General features: G+C 67.8%; 15 protein-coding genes. 7 read left to right on the plus strand and 8 right to left on the minus strand.

The genetic code is table 11. The features are described from left to right. Window positions 1–43: 43 nt before the first annotated feature. Window positions 44–751 (plus strand): pseudouridine synthase, encoded by a 708-nt coding sequence (locus FAZ98_RS10485; protein ID WP_158951153.1) that lies wholly within the window; start codon window positions 44–46, stop codon window positions 749–751. Window positions 752–905: 154 nt separating this feature from the next. Further along, window positions 906–1,094, plus strand: coding sequence for a hypothetical protein (locus FAZ98_RS10490; RefSeq protein WP_158951154.1), 189 nt, complete (start codon window positions 906–908; stop codon window positions 1,092–1,094). A 60-nt stretch (window positions 1,095–1,154) separates the two neighbouring features. Here the strand turns inward: FAZ98_RS10490 and FAZ98_RS10495 are convergent, their stop codons facing one another. Further along, window positions 1,155–2,255 carry an NAD-dependent epimerase/dehydratase family protein gene (locus FAZ98_RS10495; protein ID WP_158951155.1) on the minus strand — a complete coding sequence of 367 codons (1,101 nt, stop codon included), beginning with the start codon at window positions 2,253–2,255 and terminating at the stop codon, window positions 1,155–1,157. Between the two features lie 106 nt (window positions 2,256–2,361). Between FAZ98_RS10495 and FAZ98_RS10500 the strand changes: the two genes are divergently transcribed. From FAZ98_RS10500 to FAZ98_RS10510, 3 genes are all read left to right on the plus strand, one after another. Next, entirely contained in the window at window positions 2,362–3,393 is a 1,032-nt protein-coding gene (locus tag FAZ98_RS10500; protein ID WP_158951156.1) for a CDP-6-deoxy-delta-3,4-glucoseen reductase, read from the plus strand. 366 nt (window positions 3,394–3,759) lie between these two features. Beyond that, entirely contained in the window at window positions 3,760–4,944 is a 1,185-nt protein-coding gene (locus FAZ98_RS10505) for an acetylornithine transaminase (protein ID WP_158951157.1), read from the plus strand. A gap of 38 nt (window positions 4,945–4,982) precedes the next feature. Then, on the plus strand, window positions 4,983–5,450 hold the full coding sequence (locus FAZ98_RS10510; RefSeq protein ID WP_158951158.1) for a GNAT family acetyltransferase: 468 nt from the start codon (window positions 4,983–4,985) through the stop codon (window positions 5,448–5,450). 11 nt (window positions 5,451–5,461) lie between these two features. On the opposite strand, the gene FAZ98_RS10515 is transcribed toward FAZ98_RS10510, so the two are convergent. From FAZ98_RS10515 to araD, 5 genes are all read right to left on the minus strand, one after another. Continuing rightward, a complete protein-coding gene (locus tag FAZ98_RS10515) occupies window positions 5,462–6,667 on the minus strand; it encodes a porin (protein WP_158951945.1) in 1,206 nt (401 codons plus the stop codon). A 123-nt stretch (window positions 6,668–6,790) separates the two neighbouring features. After that, a complete protein-coding gene (locus tag FAZ98_RS10520) occupies window positions 6,791–8,152 on the minus strand; it encodes a sugar porter family MFS transporter (protein WP_158951159.1) in 1,362 nt (453 codons plus the stop codon). A 119-nt stretch (window positions 8,153–8,271) separates the two neighbouring features. Continuing rightward, entirely contained in the window at window positions 8,272–9,045 is a 774-nt protein-coding gene (locus FAZ98_RS10525; RefSeq protein WP_158951160.1) for an SDR family NAD(P)-dependent oxidoreductase, read from the minus strand. Beyond that, window positions 9,045–9,866, minus strand: a complete 822-nt coding sequence (locus tag FAZ98_RS10530) for an HpcH/HpaI aldolase family protein (protein WP_233272596.1) — start codon at window positions 9,864–9,866, stop codon at window positions 9,045–9,047. The genes FAZ98_RS10525 and FAZ98_RS10530 overlap by 1 nt, the downstream gene beginning before the upstream one ends. 16 nt (window positions 9,867–9,882) lie before the next feature. Next, window positions 9,883–11,619, minus strand: coding sequence for an L-arabinonate dehydratase (araD, locus tag FAZ98_RS10535; RefSeq protein ID WP_158951161.1), 1,737 nt, complete (start codon window positions 11,617–11,619; stop codon window positions 9,883–9,885). A gap of 208 nt (window positions 11,620–11,827) precedes the next feature. Between araD and FAZ98_RS10540 the strand changes: the two genes are divergently transcribed. Further along, window positions 11,828–12,871, plus strand: a complete 1,044-nt coding sequence (locus tag FAZ98_RS10540; RefSeq protein ID WP_158951162.1) for a LacI family DNA-binding transcriptional regulator — start codon at window positions 11,828–11,830, stop codon at window positions 12,869–12,871. A 6-nt stretch (window positions 12,872–12,877) separates the two neighbouring features. Here FAZ98_RS10540 and FAZ98_RS10545 read toward each other — a convergent pair whose 3' ends face one another. Next, window positions 12,878–13,762 (minus strand): SMP-30/gluconolactonase/LRE family protein, encoded by an 885-nt coding sequence (locus tag FAZ98_RS10545; RefSeq protein WP_158951163.1) that lies wholly within the window; start codon window positions 13,760–13,762, stop codon window positions 12,878–12,880. Between the two features lie 30 nt (window positions 13,763–13,792). Continuing rightward, the gene (locus FAZ98_RS10550) at window positions 13,793–14,515 is read right to left on the minus strand and encodes a GntR family transcriptional regulator (RefSeq protein ID WP_233272597.1); all 723 of its coding nucleotides are present in this window, start codon (window positions 14,513–14,515) and stop codon (window positions 13,793–13,795) included. A 148-nt stretch (window positions 14,516–14,663) separates the two neighbouring features. On the opposite strand from FAZ98_RS10550, the gene FAZ98_RS10555 reads away from it, so the two are divergent. Beyond that, window positions 14,664–15,833 carry a mandelate racemase/muconate lactonizing enzyme family protein gene (locus tag FAZ98_RS10555; protein WP_158951164.1) on the plus strand — a complete coding sequence of 390 codons (1,170 nt, stop codon included), beginning with the start codon at window positions 14,664–14,666 and terminating at the stop codon, window positions 15,831–15,833. The last annotated feature ends 34 nt before the right edge of the window (window positions 15,834–15,867 follow it).

Consider the following 15,867-nt stretch of genomic DNA (forward strand, 5'->3'; position numbering starts at 1 on the left):
GCTCGGCGCGCTATTCGCGTCGTTCACGCCGTCCATCGCCGTCATGAATCTCGAAAGCATTCTCTTCAGCCAGGGTTTCGGCACGCGCCGCCAATGTCGCGCAATGATCGCCGATGCGCGCGTCGCCGTCGCGGGCGCAACGTGCACCGACCCGCTCGCCGACTTCGACCCGGCCGGCCTCGTCTTCAGCGTCGACGGCGCGGCGTGGCCGTATCACGCGCACGCCTATGTCGCGCTCAACAAGCCCGCCGGTTACGAGTGTTCGCGCGATCCGCAGCATCACCTGAGTGTGTTTCATCTGCTGCCGCCGCAGTTCGCCGAGCGCAACGTGCAGTGCGTCGGCCGCCTCGATCAGGACACCACGGGCCTCCTGCTGCTCTCCGACGACGGCCAGTTCGTGCACGCGTTCACCTCGCCCAAACGCAAGGTGCCGAAGGTCTATCTCGCGACCACGCGTCATGCCATCGACGAAACCCAGTTGCAGGCCCTGCGCGAAGGCGTTCTGCTGCACGGCGAGCGCGCGCCCAGCGCCGCCGTCGCGGCCGTCGCGCGCGGCGAGCACACGCTCGAACTCACGGTGCTCGAAGGCAAGTACCACCAGGTCAAGCGCATGGTGGCCGCGGCGGGCAACCGCGTGGAGGCACTGCATCGCGAGCGCATCGGCGGTTTCGGGCTGCCCGGCACGCTCGCACCGGGCCAATGGCAATGGCTCGACGCCGCCGCCCTCGACGCGCTGCGCAACAACGGGTAAACCACGGCTGCTCGCGCCGACGCCCGCCCCTCAGTGCGTTGACGCACGGATCTTTGCAAACTGCCCCCATTTTCGCGGCGGTGCAGCATGCCCTTCCTGACGATGCGCCCTATACTCGTTTAAACAACGATTACAAGCAGCAAGGAGGGGCATCATGATCATCAACGGCACATTCCAGATCTCAACCGTGTTGATGGCATTCGTGGCGCTAGGGGCGATTCTGATCGGTGGGCTGCTGGCGTCGATGCATTTCCGGCATCAATACCACCCGAATCTGATCGGCGCGCTGATTGGCGCTCTATTGTGCTTCCTCCTTATCGAGGCGCTGCCGGCCATCACGTGAACGGCACGCTTTGCGCCCGGCCGCCGCGCGCTCCGGCCCGCGATCATTTCGATCCGGCCGTCATGAACGCGGCGGCAGCGTGCGCAAAAACGCATCGACATCCGGATACTTCAGGCGCGCGCGTACCTCGCGCTTGAGCCGCGTATTGGCGAGACGCCGCGACTCACGCATGAACGACAGCAGCACGGGATCGAGTTCGCGCTCGGCCTCGGCGCGGCTCACGCGCGGCGCACGCGCCAAACCGAAGGCATCGGCCACGCGGTCGAAGTACTCGCCCATCTTCAGTTCGCTGTCGTCGCTCGCGTGTATCGTGCGGGCGGGCCGGCCGTGCGTGGCGAGGCGCAACAGGATGGCCGCGAGATCGTCGGCGTGGATATGGCTCGTGTAAACGTCGTCGGCTGCCACCAGCGCCGGCGTGCGCTTTTCCAGACGCGCGAGCGGCAAGCGGCTGGCCGCGTAAATGCCGGGAATGCGCGCGATTGTTGCCGTAAGCGCGCCGCGCGCGGTGGCGCGGCGCAACTGCCGTTCAGCGGAAATACGCCGGATCGCGCGGGCGTTGGCGGGCCGCGGGGTGCGGGTTTCGTCGATGCGCGCGCCGCCGCAGTCGCCGTACACGCCTGTCGTGCTCGCGTAGACCAGCCGCGTGCGCGGCGGAACGGCACGGGTGGCACGAGGTGCATGAGGAGCAGCACGCTGCGCGCGCCGGGAGCGCAAAGTGCGCTCGGGTACAATGGCGAACGGTCTGGCGAACGGTCCCGCACTGATTCCGGCGCTGCGAACGGTGCGCCAGAATGCGGACCGCGAAGCGCCCGCCAGCGCCGGTTGCGGCGCTCGCGCAACCGCGCGGCGGCGCGCCGAAAGCGCGGCGATCAAACGGCGCGTGCGCAGGTCGTCGTCGCCGGTTTTCTGCGGCGGCGCGAGGTGCAGCACGACGCGCGCAAGACCGGCAAGCCGCGCGAGGCTCGCGCGCGTATCGAGGTCGCCCGCCACGGGCACGGCGCCCGCGGCGCGCAGTTCGCCGGCGCGTTCGGTGCGGCGCGTGAGCGCGAACACGCGTGCGCCGCTGGCGTGCGCCCGCAACGGGTGGAGACAGCGCAGCCCGACGTCGCCCGCGCCCACTATCAGGATGCGCGCCCGGCGCAGTTTTCTGGTGGCAATCATGGTGGAACCATTTTAGCCGCCGGGGGCCGCCCAGGCTTTATCGCCTGTTGCAAGCGCCCGCGCAGCCGTTTCAACTTTCGAAATCGAGACTTTCGCTTTCCCCACTATGGCTTTCAACGTAACGCTCAAGCAAAGCGGCCGCCAGTTCCAGGTCGAGCCCGACGAATTCATCCTCAACGCGGCTCTGCGCCAGGGCATCGGTCTGCCGTACGGTTGCAAGAACGGCGCGTGCGGATCGTGCAAGGGCACGGTTTGCGCGGGCGAAGTCGAGCAGCGCGCGCACGCGGCATCGGCGCTGTCGAACGACGAACGCACGCGCGGCATGGCCCTCTTCTGCTGCGCGACGGCGCAAACCGACCTCGAAATCGACATCCGCGAGATCGCCGGCGTGGGCGACATGCAGGTGCGCAAGCTGCCAACCCGCATTGCCGCGATCGAGCGCCGCGCCGACGACGTCGTCGTCATCAAGCTGCAACTGCCCGCGAACGAGCGTCTGCAATATCTCGCCGGCCAGTACCTCGAGTTCATCCTCAAGGACGGCACGCGCCGCAGTTATTCGATGGCCTCGGCGCCGCACGAGGAAGGCCCGCTGGAGTTGCATATCCGCCACATGCCGGGCGGCAAGTTCACCGACCACGTCTTCTCGCAGATGAAAGAGCGCGACATCCTGCGCTTCGAGGCGCCGCTCGGCACCTTTTTCCTGCGCGAGGACTCGGACAAGCCCATCGTGCTGCTCGCCTCGGGCACCGGTTTCGCGCCGATCAAGGCCATCGTCGAGCACGCGGTCCACAAGAACCTGAACCGGCCGATGGCGCTCTACTGGGGCGCGCGCCAGAAGAAGGACCTGTACCTGATGGAACTCGCCGAACAATGGGCGCGCGACATCCCCAACTTCCGCTTCGTGCCCGTGCTCTCCGAGCCCGCCGCCAGCGACGCCTGGACGGGCCGCACGGGCTTCGTGCACCGCGCCGTGGTCGAGGATCTGCCCGATCTCTCGGCGTACCAGGTCTACGCGTGCGGCGCGCCGGTCATGGTGGAATCGGCGCAGCGCGACTTCTCGCAGCATCACGGCCTGCCCGAGGACGAGTTCTATGCGGACTCCTTCACGAGCGCCGCGGACCTCGCGAATCCGGTCTGACACCGGCGTGCGGGCCAGGCGCGCGCCACCTTTCGCGTGCACCTGCCCCGCCGGTTCACGCCGACCGTCAAGAAAATTTCCTGGTCGGTGCGTACATTGATGGTTTACATCGCCGCGCCGCTTGTCGTATTCTTGCGCCCATGAACCGCATCCTGTCCGAACTTCGACGTCGCCGCTTGCCCCACCTTTAGGGCCTGGCTTAGTCGCGGACGCGCGTCGTGAAGGGTTGAACCCACCGGCGCACAGGAAAGTTCGAATTACGAAAGCCACGGCCAGTCCGTGGCTTTTTGTTTTTGCAGCCGTCGCTGGTGTCACTTCGGCAGCTGTCTTTCAACCCTTTGCAGTCCCTGCGCGGAGCCCGTTGCCATGAATTTTTCCGAGTACCCGATCGAGTCGCTGATGTACATCACCAACCGGCCCGAAATCGTTTTCACGCATGGCAAGGGGTCGTGGCTCTACGACAACGAAGGCAAACGCTACCTCGACTTCATCCAGGGCTGGGCGGTCAACAGCCTGGGCCACTGCAACGACGGCATGATCGAGGCGCTCGAAAAGCAGTCGCGTCTGCTCATCAACCCGTCGCCGGCGTTCTACAACGCGCCGATGGCGAAGCTCGCGGACCTGCTCACGGCGAATAGCTGCTTCGACAAGGTGTTCTTTGCGAACAGCGGCGCCGAAGCCAACGAAGGCGCGATCAAGCTCGCGCGCAAGTGGGGCAAGAAGCATCGCGACGGCGCGTTCGAGATCATCACGTTCGATCACAGCTTCCACGGCCGCACGATCGCGACCATGTCGGCGAGCGGCAAGCCGGGCTGGGACACGATCTACGCGCCGCAGGTGCCGGGCTTCCCGAAGGCCGACCTCAACGACATCGCTTCGGTCGAGAAGCTCATCAACGCGAAGACCGTCGCAGTCATGCTCGAGCCGATCCAGGGCGAAGGCGGCGTGATTCCGGCCACGCGCGAATTCATGCAGGCGCTGCGCGCGCTCACGCAAAAGCACGGCATCCTGCTGATCGCCGATGAAGTGCAAAGCGGTTGCGGCCGCGCGGGCACGCTGTTCGCCTACGAACTCTCGGGTATCGAGCCGGACATCATGACGCTCGGCAAGGGCATTGGCGGCGGCGTACCGCTCGCGGCGCTGTGCGCGAAGGAGAGCGCCTGCGTGTTCGAAGCGGGCGACCAGGGCGGCACCTACAACGGCAATCCGCTGATGACGGCCGTGGGCTATTCGGTGATCTCGCAACTGGTGGCGCCGGGCTTCCTCGAAGGCGTGCGCGCGCGCGCCGACTACCTGCGCGACCAGCTGCTCGAACTCTCGGCCGAACGCGGCTTCGAGGGCGAGCGCGGCGAAGGCTTGCTGCGCGCGCTGCTGCTCGGCAAGGACATTGGCCCGCAGATCGTCGAGAAGGCGCGCGACATGCAGCCGGACGGCCTGCTGCTCAACGCCGCGCGTCCGAACCTGCTGCGCTTCATGCCCGCGCTCAACGTGACGAACGCCGAGATCGACCAGATGATGGCGATGCTGCGCACGGTGCTCGACTCGCTCTGAGCCAGCCCGACCGACCGTCAGCAGAACTGGGAAACCGGATGTCCATCACGATCCGCACCTTCACCGAGGCCGATACCGAGGCCGTGCTCGCGCTCTGGCTCGACGCCTTTCCCGAGTACAACGACGCGAGCCGGCCGCATCGCAATCCGCGCCTGTCGATCGCGAACAAGCTCGGGACGCAGCCGGAGCTGTTCTTCGTCGCCGAGCAGGACGGCGATGGCGAACAACCCACGCTCGTTGGCACGGTGATGGCGGGTTACGACGGCCATCGCGGCTGGCTCTATTCGCTCGCGGTCGCGCCGCCCGCGCGGCGGCACGGTCTCGGCACGCGCCTCGTGCGCCACGCCGAAGCCGCGCTCGCCGCGCTGGGCTGCCTCAAGCTCAACTTGCAGGTGCTCAGCGACAAGCCCGACGTGCTCGCGTTCTACGACGCGCTCGGTTATCGCGCCGACGCCGTGGTCAGCCTCGGCAAGCGGCTCGCCGTGATGGAGCCGGCGGCGAGCTGAGGCGCGCTCGATCAGAAGCGGTGGATCAAGCCCGCCGCGACCGTCACCATGCTGCGCGACGACGACGGTGAGCCGTTGAAACCGTCGCCGATCGTCGGCGTGGCATTGATGATCGACACGCCGTCCGTGCCCAGCGTCTGCCCATTGGCGCGCTGGTAAGCCTGCAGGAAATAGAGGCCTGTCTGCTTCGACAGGCTGTAGTACTCCGCCAGCGATCCCTGCTGATACTGCGCGCCGCTCGTGATGCCGTTCGCCTGGCTCGCGCGCGTGTAGCTGTAACCCGCCGCCAGATCCCACACCGCCGCGAGCCGCACGTGCAACACGGCGCCGAAGGTATTCCAGACTTCCGTCGAGCGAAACGCCGAGCCGGCGCCCGGCACGTACTGGACGTTCGAATACGACGCCGAAACATCGACGTTCGACGTGATCGCATAACCGCCCGTGACCGCGATGCGCTGCTGCGCCGCCGCCGTGCGATAGCCGTTGGTCACCGCCGATACGCCGATCTCCCCCGCCTGCGACGCCGTGGAGTTCGGGTCCCAGGCGCCGCCGCCCGGCGTCGCGTTGTTGAAGCGCTCGATGCCCGCGCCCACGCCGAACGCGCCCAGCCGGTACTGCAGGCCCGCGCTCCAGCTCGAGCCCTGCGCGAGACTGCCGGGCTGGCCGCCCAGCGCGTACGCGCCGCTCACGGTCAGGCCATAAAAGCTCGGCGACTTGTAGAGCGCGGTATTGCTGGTCTTGTAGATCGTGTCGAAGTTGTCGAGATCGCCCGGGTGAGCACCCGAGAAGCCGGTGAGCCAGTTGGTGGGCGACCACGGCGCGACCATCCAGTAGTACGAGGTGAGCTGGCGGCCCAGCGTGAGACTGCCGTAGCGCGCGTTCGTCATGCCGACCCATGCCTGCTGGCCGAACATCGCGCCCGAGTATTGCGCGTTGCCGTTCGCCGAATTGAAGCGCGACATCAGGTTGAAGATCGCGGCCCAGCCGTCGCCGAGATCTTCGCGGCCCTGAAAGCCGAACTTGCTGCCGTCCCACGTGCCGGGCGCCATCTGCACGTTGTGGCGGCCGTTGGCATTCGAGCCGAGCGCGGTCTGGCTGTTCGACCACGCGATGGCGTTGTCGACCGTGCCGTAGAGCGTGACGCTGCTCTGCGCATGTGCCGCGAGCGGGGCGAGCGCCGGGAGCACCGCCGCGCCCGTGGCGCAGAACGTTGCCATGCGTCGAAAAGAAGTCTTCACGAAGCTGTCTCCAGATGTTGTTTTTGATCGTGATGCGCGGGGTTTTTCGTTAGCGCTAACGTATTTGTCCGTGCGTCGAGCCGGTGCGCGGGACCCCGCGCCTCAACCCACGCCCTTTTCGATTTCCTCGAGACTCAAGCCCGCCGTTTCGCGCAGACGATAAATCGCGAACAGAAAGGCCACGACGCAGCACGCCGAAAACACCGCGAACGCCGAAGCCGCGCCCATTTCGAGCAGCGCCGGAAACGTCGCCGCGACGATGAAGTTGGTGAGGAACATGGCGAGCGCCGCCGCCGACATGGTCCGCGCGCGAATGCGCAAGGGCAGCAGCTCCGGCATCATCACCCACACGAGCGGGCCCCAGCTGAACGAGAACGCGGCCTTGAAGAACGCGAGCGCGCCCACGGCCACCACGCTGCCCGCCGCGGAGGTCGTGACGCCCGCATGGAACACCACGCCGAGCACGACCATGCTGAGCGCCATCACGAGCGCGCCGCACACCAGCAGCGGACGCCGCCCCACGCGATCCACCACGCGCGCCGCGCAGATCGTCATGATGATCGAGAGCACGCCGAGGCCCACGGCGTTGAGCAGCGCCGCCGACTCCCCGAAGCCCGCCGCGCGCAGGATCGTCGGGGCGTAATAGACGATCGTGTTGATGCCGAGCGCCTGTTGCAGCACGGCGAGCCCGAACACGCTGACAAGCGTCGGGCGCAGCGCCTTCGAGCGGAACACGTCGACGAGACGCACCGTGCGGGTGGCGTCGCTCGCCTGCTGGATCTCGCGCAGCGAATCCGCGGCGTCCTGCGGCGTGTTGGTGATTTCGAGCACGCGGCGCGCTTCGTCCACGCGCCCCTGACGCACGAGCCAGCGCGGCGAGTCGGGCTGGAACAGCATGCCGATCGTGAGGAATACCGAAGGTACGGCCGCGAGCCCGAGCATCCAGCGCCATTGCGCATGCGCCGCCAGCCCATAGCAGACGATGTACGAGATCAGGATGCCGATGGCGATCGCGAGCTGGTTCATCGAGGCGAGGCCGCCGCGAATGTGCTTGGGCGCGATTTCGGAGAGATAGAGCGGCACCTGGATCGTCGAGACGCCAATGGTCACGCCGATCAGCACGCGCGCGACGATCAGCGTGACGGGATCGGGCGCGAGCGCCGAGAGGATCGACGTGACGATGAACATCACGCCCGCGCCGATCAGCATCTTGCGCGGGCCGTAGCGGTCGGCGATCCGCCCCGTGCCGAACGCGCCGACCATCGCGCCGAGCAGCAGACCGCCCACCACGAGGCCTTGCAGGCGCGCGTCGAGCGTCATGTCCTTGCGGATGAACAGCAGCGCGCCGGCGATCACGCCGCTGTCATAGCCGAACAGGATGCCGCCCAGCGCGCCGAACAGGTACGCCATGCGCGCGCGATGCCGCGAGCGCGCGGGAAAATACGTGAGGGTTTCGGATTTCATGGTTGTCTCGCTCCATTTTTGGTTTTCTCGAACGACGCGCCTGCGGGCTTCGTGGTGTGCGGTTGTGTGGTCGAGCCGTCGATCGCGGGCGCGGGTCTCCTTCGGTGGATCGTCGTGCGCTACCCCACCACCGACACTTGCGCCAGCCCCGCATCGACGATCAGGTTCTGCCCCGTCACGGCCGCCGACTGGTCCGAGGCGAGGAACAGCACCATGTCGGCGATATGCTTCGTCTCGACCGGAAACTTCAGGCACTGCAACTCGACGAAGCGCTGCGCGTCGGCGGAATCGAACCACAGCGCCTTTTGCCGCTCGGTGAGCACGGGACCGGGCAGCACGCAGTTCACGCGGATGTTGCCGCCGCCCAGCTCGCGCGCCAGCGTGCGCGAAATGCCGCTGATGGCCGCCTTCGAGGCCGTGTAGGCGATCAGGTTCGGCCGCCCGCGCAGCCACGAGATCGACCCCATGTTGACGATCGAGCCGCCGCCCGCGCTTGCCATCGCGCTCGCCACGCGCTGCGCGGCGAACACGTGATGCGTGAGGTTCGTGTGCAGCATGTCGGCCCAGCGTTCGGGTGTGAGGTCGTCGAGCGCGCCGCGGTCGTCGCGGCCCGCGTTGTTCACGAGCACGCGAATCGGGCCGAGCGCCGCCGCCGCGGCGTCGAGCACGCCCCGGTAGGCTTCGATGTCGCGAATGTCGCAACGCCCGAACCAGGGCCGCGCGTGCGCCGGAAAGCGCTCGCACAGCGCCCGCCCCGCCGCTTCGTCGAGATCGCAGAAGGCCACGCGCGCCTGTTGCGCGACGAACGCCTCGACCAGCGCGGCACCGATGCCCGAGGCGCCGCCCGACACGAACACCACCGCGCCTTCGAGCGAGGCATAGCGCGCGCCCATCAGTAGGCCACCTGCATCGCGGCCGGGCCGGCCTCGCCCTCTGCGCCCTTCATGCGCGCAAGCACCGCCTTCGCCTGCTGCATCATGAACACGAGGTCGGAGCCGACCGCGACGTAGTCGTAACCCATGTCGAGAAAGCCGCTCACCATTTCCGGATTCGGGCCGAGCGTGCCGATCGGTTTGCCGACCGCCCGCGCGCGCTGCGCCGCCTCGCGCATGAGCGCCTGCACGCGCGCGTCCTTGAGATCGCCGATGCAACCGAGCGCCGCCGAGAGATCGCCGGGACCGACGAAGAGCGCGTCGACGCCTTCCACGGCGGCGATCGCTTCGAGCTGCCCGATGGCTTGCGGCGTTTCGAGCTGCACGATGCACGCGGTCAACGCATTCGCGCGCTTGCCGTAGTCGCTCACCATGCCGTAGCGGCTCGCGCGGTGCACGCCCGCGAAACCGCGCTGGCCGAGCGGCGGATATTTCATGGCGTCGACCACGCGGCGCGCCTGTTCCGCGCTCTGCACGTAGGGGAACATCAGCGTGCGCGCGCCCAGATCGAGCGCGCGCTTCACCAGCGAGGGATCGTCGCTGCCGGACACCCGCACGACCGGCACGGCGCGCGTGCAATCGACGGCCTGCATCATCTGCCACGCATCGCGAAACTCGATCGGGCCGTGCTCCATGTCGATCAGCAGCCAGTCGAAACCGGCGTGGCCGAGCGCTTCCGCATTGCTCGCCGTGCCGGCCATGAGCCACGTGCCGAGCGGCGCGCGCTGGTCCGGATCGTCGGCGTTGCCCGGTTCGAGCAAGGCCAGAAAGTCGTTGTTCACTGGGTCATCTCCGCTATCAATAAATCACCGGTTCGGTCGGCTCGCTCCAGCCCGCGAGGAAATCGAAATCGCAGCCTTCGTTCGCCTGCGTGACGTGGTCGAGGAACAGCTTCGTGTAGCCGCGTGCCGGCCTGCGCACACCGGGCTGCCATACGGCGCGGCGGGCGGATAGTTCGTCATCCGAAACCAGCATGGCGAGCCGGCCGACGCCCACGTCCAGCTCGACGAGATCGCCCGTGCGCAGCAACGCGAGCGGGCCGCCGGCCGCGGCTTCGGGCGCGACGTGCAGCACGCAGGTGCCGTAATGCGTGCCGCTCATGCGCGCGTCGGAAATGCGCACCATGTCGCGCACGCCTTGCGCGAGCAGCTTCTTCGGGATCGGCAGATTGCCCCACTCGGGCATGCCCGGCGCACCGAGCGGGCCGCCGTTGCGCAGCACGAGCACGGTGTTCGCATCGACATCGAGATCGGGGTCGTCGATACGCGCGTTGAGGTCCGCCATCGAATCGAACACGAGCGCGCGGCCCGTGTGGCGGAGCAGGTTCTCGCTGGCCGCGCTCGGCTTGATGACGGCGCCGTCGGGCGCGAGATTGCCGCGCAACACCGTGAGCGCGTTGCGTTCGCTCACCGGCGCGGCGAGCGGCCGCACGACCTCGTTGTCGTCGCAGCGCGCAGGTTCGAGATTCTCGCCGAGCGTGCGGCCGTTCACGGTCAGGCAGTCCGGCACGAGCCGCGCATGCACGCGCTGCAGCAGCGCCGGCAAGCCGCCCGCGAAATAGAAGTCTTCCATCAGCGCGGCGCCCGAGGGCAGGATGTTCGCGAGCACGGGAATGTCCTTGCCCTTGTGCTGGATGTCGTCGAGCGTCAGGGGCACGTTGCCGCGCCCCGCGATCGCGATCAGGTGGATCGCGGCGTTGGTCGAACCGCCTATCGCCATATACGCGGCGATGCCGTTCGCGACCGAATCGGCGTTGAAGAACGACGAAGGCTTCAGGTCCTCCCACACCATGCCGACGATGCGCTCGCCGCTTTGCGACGCCATGCGCGTGTGCGCGGCGTCCATGGCCGGGATGCTCGCGGCGTTGGGCAAGGTGAAGCCCATGGCCTCGGCGACGAGTGTCATCGTGCTCGCCGTGCCCATGGTGTTGCAGGTGCCCGGCGTGCGCGCCATCTTCGACTCGAGCGCGATCCACTCGCGCGCGCCCAGGTGGCCGGCCTGGCGCTCGTCCCAGAACTTGCGCGTGTGCGTGCCCGCGCCCACTTTCTCGCCGCGATACCGGTCGTTGAGCATGGGCCCGGCGGGCACGAAGATGCAGGGCAAGTCGGCGCTCAGCGCGCCCATCAGGAGGCCCGGCACGGTCTTGTCGCAACCGCCCAGCAACACGGCGCCGTCGACAGGCAGCGAGCGCAGCAGTTCTTCCACTTCCATCGCCAGAAAGTTCCGGTAGAGCATGGTGGTCGGCTTGACGAGCACTTCGCCGAGCGACATGGCGGGCAGTTCGAACGGCATGCCGCCCGCGAGCAGAATGCCGCGCTTCACGGCTTCGGCGCGCTCGCGCAAATGCGCGTGGCACGGCGAGAGGTCGCTCCACGTATTGACGATGGCGATCACGGGACGCGCGAGAAACTCCTCGCGGCGCAGGCCCATCTGCTGCAAGCGCTGCCGGTGCGCGAACGACCGCGTGTTGTCGGGCGCGAGCCAGCGCTGGCTGCGCAGATCTTCGAGACATTTGCGCTTCGTGTTGACGTTCATGCTTTCCTTCGATGAGACGGCTGCCGCGCGAGGTGCGGCGTGCGGGGATAAATGCGCCGGGGCGTGCGATGCGCCGTCACGTCGACTACGCCGTCATGGAAGAAATGGAAGAGACGGAAGAAACGTCGCGACGTTAGCGCTAACGTGAGCTAGTATTGGTTAGCGCTAACGCGAAGTCAACTCAACTCGTTCAAGGATTTCCCTGGTAATGACTCAACCAGCCCGCAAGCGGCGCGGCTCCGGCCGCACCACCTTGCATGACGTCGCCGAACTGGCGGGCGTGTCGGCAATGACGGTTTCGCGCTACTTCAACAACAAGGATGGCGTGGGTATCGACATCCAGAAGCGCATTTCGGCCGCCATCGAGCAAACCGGCTATGTGCGCAACGTGTTCGCGGGTTCGCTGGCTTCGGCGCGCGGGCGCTCGGTCGGCATGGTGATCCCGCATATCGCGGGTGGCGTGTACGCCGAAACGGTGCAGGCCGTGACCGACACGCTGCGCCCGTTCGGCTATCAGTTGCTGCTGGCGTCGTCGAACTATTCGACCGAGGAAGAAGAAGCGGCCGTGCGCGCGTTCATGGGCTGGGCGCCCGCCGCGATCATCCTCACGGGCCAGAAGCGCTCGCGCAAGACCACGGAACTGCTGGCCAACGCGAGCATTCCGGTAGTGGAAACCTGGGCGCACCGGGCGCGGCCGCAGCATATCCAGGTGGGATTTTCGAATCCCTCGGTGGGACGCGACTGCACGCGCTACCTCCACGAACGCGGGCACCGCCGCATCGTGTTCGTGCATCCGCAACGCACCGACGACATGGGCGCGAACGATCGCGCGAGCGGCTACGAAGCGGCCATGCGCGAACTCGATCTCACGCCCATGACGTTTCGCCCGCAGGCCTCGGTGCTGCTCGAGGCGGGCGCCGAGGCCTTCCGCACGCTCACGGGCGGCCGCAAACCCGCCGACGCCCTGCTGTTCTCCAACGACAATCTCGCCGCCGGCGCGCTGTTGCACGGCCTGCGCGAGAAGATCGCGATCCCGCAGGCCTGCGCGGTGATGGGATTCGGCGACCTGTCGATCGCGGACAAACTCGTGCCCTCGCTGACCACGGTGCGGCCGCCGCGCTACGAAATGGGCAAGATCGCGGCAATGCGCGTGATCGAACTGCTGCGCGCCATCGAAGAAGACTCGCCCACCAGCGCCATCGCGCGCGACAACCTGCTGTCCTACGAGATCGTCGAACGCGAAAGCGCCTGAGCGGGATCAGCGGGTGACGTTGCTGCGCGGCTCGATCAGGCCCGGCACGCTCACGCGCATGGCGAACACGCCGCCCGATTGCGGATACTGCGCGATCTCCGCGGCGGGACGGCCCTGGCGCGCCGTGGTCACGTAGAGCGTGCGCAGGTCCTCGCCGCCGAACGCGCACATGGTGGGGCAGCGCGCGGGCAACGGGTGCGCCTCGACCACCTTGCCTTCGGGCGAGATGCGCACCACGCGCGCGCCCTCGTAGAGCGCCGCCCAGTAGTAGCCTTCGCTGTCGACCGAGGCGCCGTCGGGGCGCCCGCGGTCGGTGTCGGTGGGCGTGAACGTGACCCAGTCTTCGCGCGGCCCGACCGCGCCGCTGTCGAGGTCGAACGTGTGCCGATAAATCGTGAAGCGCGGCGTGTCCGAGTGATAGCAGTAGCGATGATCGGGGCTGAACGCCATGCCGTTCGAGGTGAGCAGGCCCGAGTCGATGCGCGCGAGTTCGCCCTGGTCGTAGCGATAGAGCCCGGCGTTGCCGCCCGCCTTCGGCTCGTCGAGCGTGCCGAGCCAGAAGCGGCCGCGGGCGTCGCAGCGGCCGTCGTTGAAGCGGCTCGTCGCCGGATTTTCGGCGTTGTCGCACAGCTTGCGCACGACCTTGCCGTGTTCGTCGAGCAGGAAAATGCCGGTGCGCATACCGGCGACGAAGCCGCCGTCTTCCGTCAGCGAAAAACAGCCGATATTCTCGGGCATGTCGATCCTGCGGTCCTCGCCGGTCTTCGGGTCGAAGCCGTGCAGCGCGGGCGCCTGGATATCCACCCACCACAGTTTGCCGCGCCGCTCGTCCCAGCGCGGACACTCGCCGAGCGCGGCGGCGGCCGGCAACACGCATTCCAGTTTCGACATGACTGCATCCTCCATAGAGCTAAACCGGTTTCAGATGTCGAGATCCATCTCGAGTTCGATGGCGTCGCCGCGATAGGTGACGTCCGCGTAATAAACGACCACGCCGTTCGCGTCGTGGAACACGCGCTGCACGCGCGCCACGGGCGACGCGATGGCAATGCGCAAATGATGGGCCGTATCGGCATCCGCTGCGCCGATCGTGAGCGTTTGACGCGCGCGCGCCATGGGCCGGGGTGTCATCGCCATGAGAATCGGGATCACGGTCTCGCGGCGAAAGCGCGCGCGCTGCTTCGCGAACAGCTTCTCCTCCAGATAGACGCCGATCACGCAATACGGTTCGCCTTGCATCGCATGCACGCGCCGCATGTAGGTGTAGGAGCGCGCGAGCCTGCCGTCCGTCGCGCGCAGCGGCGGCAGCCGGCTTCCTTCGTCGAGCGTGAGCAGTTCGGGCGTGGTCCGGTGCCAGGTTTCCGAGAGCGCGTCGAGGCTCGTGACCACATGCATCGCCTCGTGCCGCGACGCGGGCGCGCTCACGAAGGTGCCGCGGCCGCGCTGGGGCGTCAGCGCCCCCTCCGCGCTCAGCAACTGCACGGCCTGGCGCGCCGTCACGCGCGCGACGCCGAACTCGGCCGCGATCTGCTCGAGCGTGGGAATCGGGTCGCCTTCACGCCAGACGCCGCGCGCAATGCGATCGCGCAAGGCATCGGCGATCTGCAGATAGAGGGGAACGGGACTGGACGTGGCTGAACGCATGATGAACACGGACTGGGCGGGCGAAGCGGGATCTTACGCCGCGGCGCGCGGAAGTTGCGGGAACGCGCGGGGAACTTGTCGAGAACTTGAAACGCGTCATGACCTTAAAGTACTATAAACCATACTTTTAGATATGGGCACCGCCATCATGACCGATTTGCCTGCCGACGACCCCCGGCTCTCCCCTGTCGTCATCGAGCGTATCGAGGCGCATGTGCTGCGCGCGCCCATCGCCACGCCCGTGCAGACGTCGTTCGGCGTCATGCGCGATCGCCCGGCTCTGTTCGTCGAAGTCATCGCCCGCGACGGCGCCTCGGGCTGGGGCGAAGTCTGGTGCAACTTCCCCGCGTGCGGCGCGGAACATCGCGCGGCGCTGATCCGCACGGTGCTCGCGCCGCTGGCCGCCGGGCAAACGGTCCGCCACCCCGCCGCGCAGTTCGACGCCCTCACGCAGCGCACCGCCGTACTCGCGCTGCAATCGGGCGAACCGGGTCCGCTCGCGCAGGCCATCGCGGGCATCGACCTCGCGCTGTGGGACCTGCAGGCGCGGCGCGCGGGCCTGCCGCTCTGGCGACTACTCGGCGGCGCCAGCGGCGAGATCGGCGTGTATGCGAGCGGGCTCAATCCCACGGGCGCGCAGCCCATCGTCGAGGAGCGGATCGCGCGCGGCTTCGAGGCGTTCAAGCTCAAACTCGGCTTCGGGCGCGAGCGCGACACCAGCAATCTCGCGGCGCTGCGCGAGATGATCGGCGGCGCGCGGCGCCTGATGGTCGACGCGAATCAGGCGTGGGATCTCGACGCCGCGCTCGCAATGACCGACGTCATCGACGCGCATGCGCCCGGCTGGCTCGAGGAGCCGCTGCGCTGCAACCGGCCCATGCACGAATGGCAGACGCTCGCGCAACGGCTGAGCACGCCGCTCGCCGCCGGTGAGAATTTCGCCGATGCCGCGGCGTTCGAGGCCGGCATCGCGGGCGGCGCGCTGCGCGTGATCCAGCCCGACGCCGCCAAGTGGGGCGGCATCTCCGGCAACCTGCCCGTGGCGCGCGCGGTGCAGCGCGCCGGCCTCACGTATTGCCCGCACTACCTGGGCGCGGGCGTCGGCCTGCTCGCTTCGGCGCACCTGCTGGCCGCCGCGGGCGACAGCGCGGGACGCGGCATGCTCGAAGTCGATGCGAATCCGAACCCGCTGCGCGAATGGCTCTCCGGGCCAGTCGAGCGGCCGACGAACGGCCGCGTGCGCCTTGGCGAGGCGCCGGGCATCGGCATCGAACCGGACGTGGCCGCCTTGCGCCGCGAAATCGGCAACCCCCGCTGAAGCCTTTCGTATCGACGAAAAAAAACCGGGCCCC

This window comes from Paraburkholderia acidisoli (genome assembly GCF_009789675.1).
Classification (GTDB): Bacteria; Pseudomonadota; Gammaproteobacteria; order Burkholderiales; family Burkholderiaceae; genus Paraburkholderia; species Paraburkholderia acidisoli.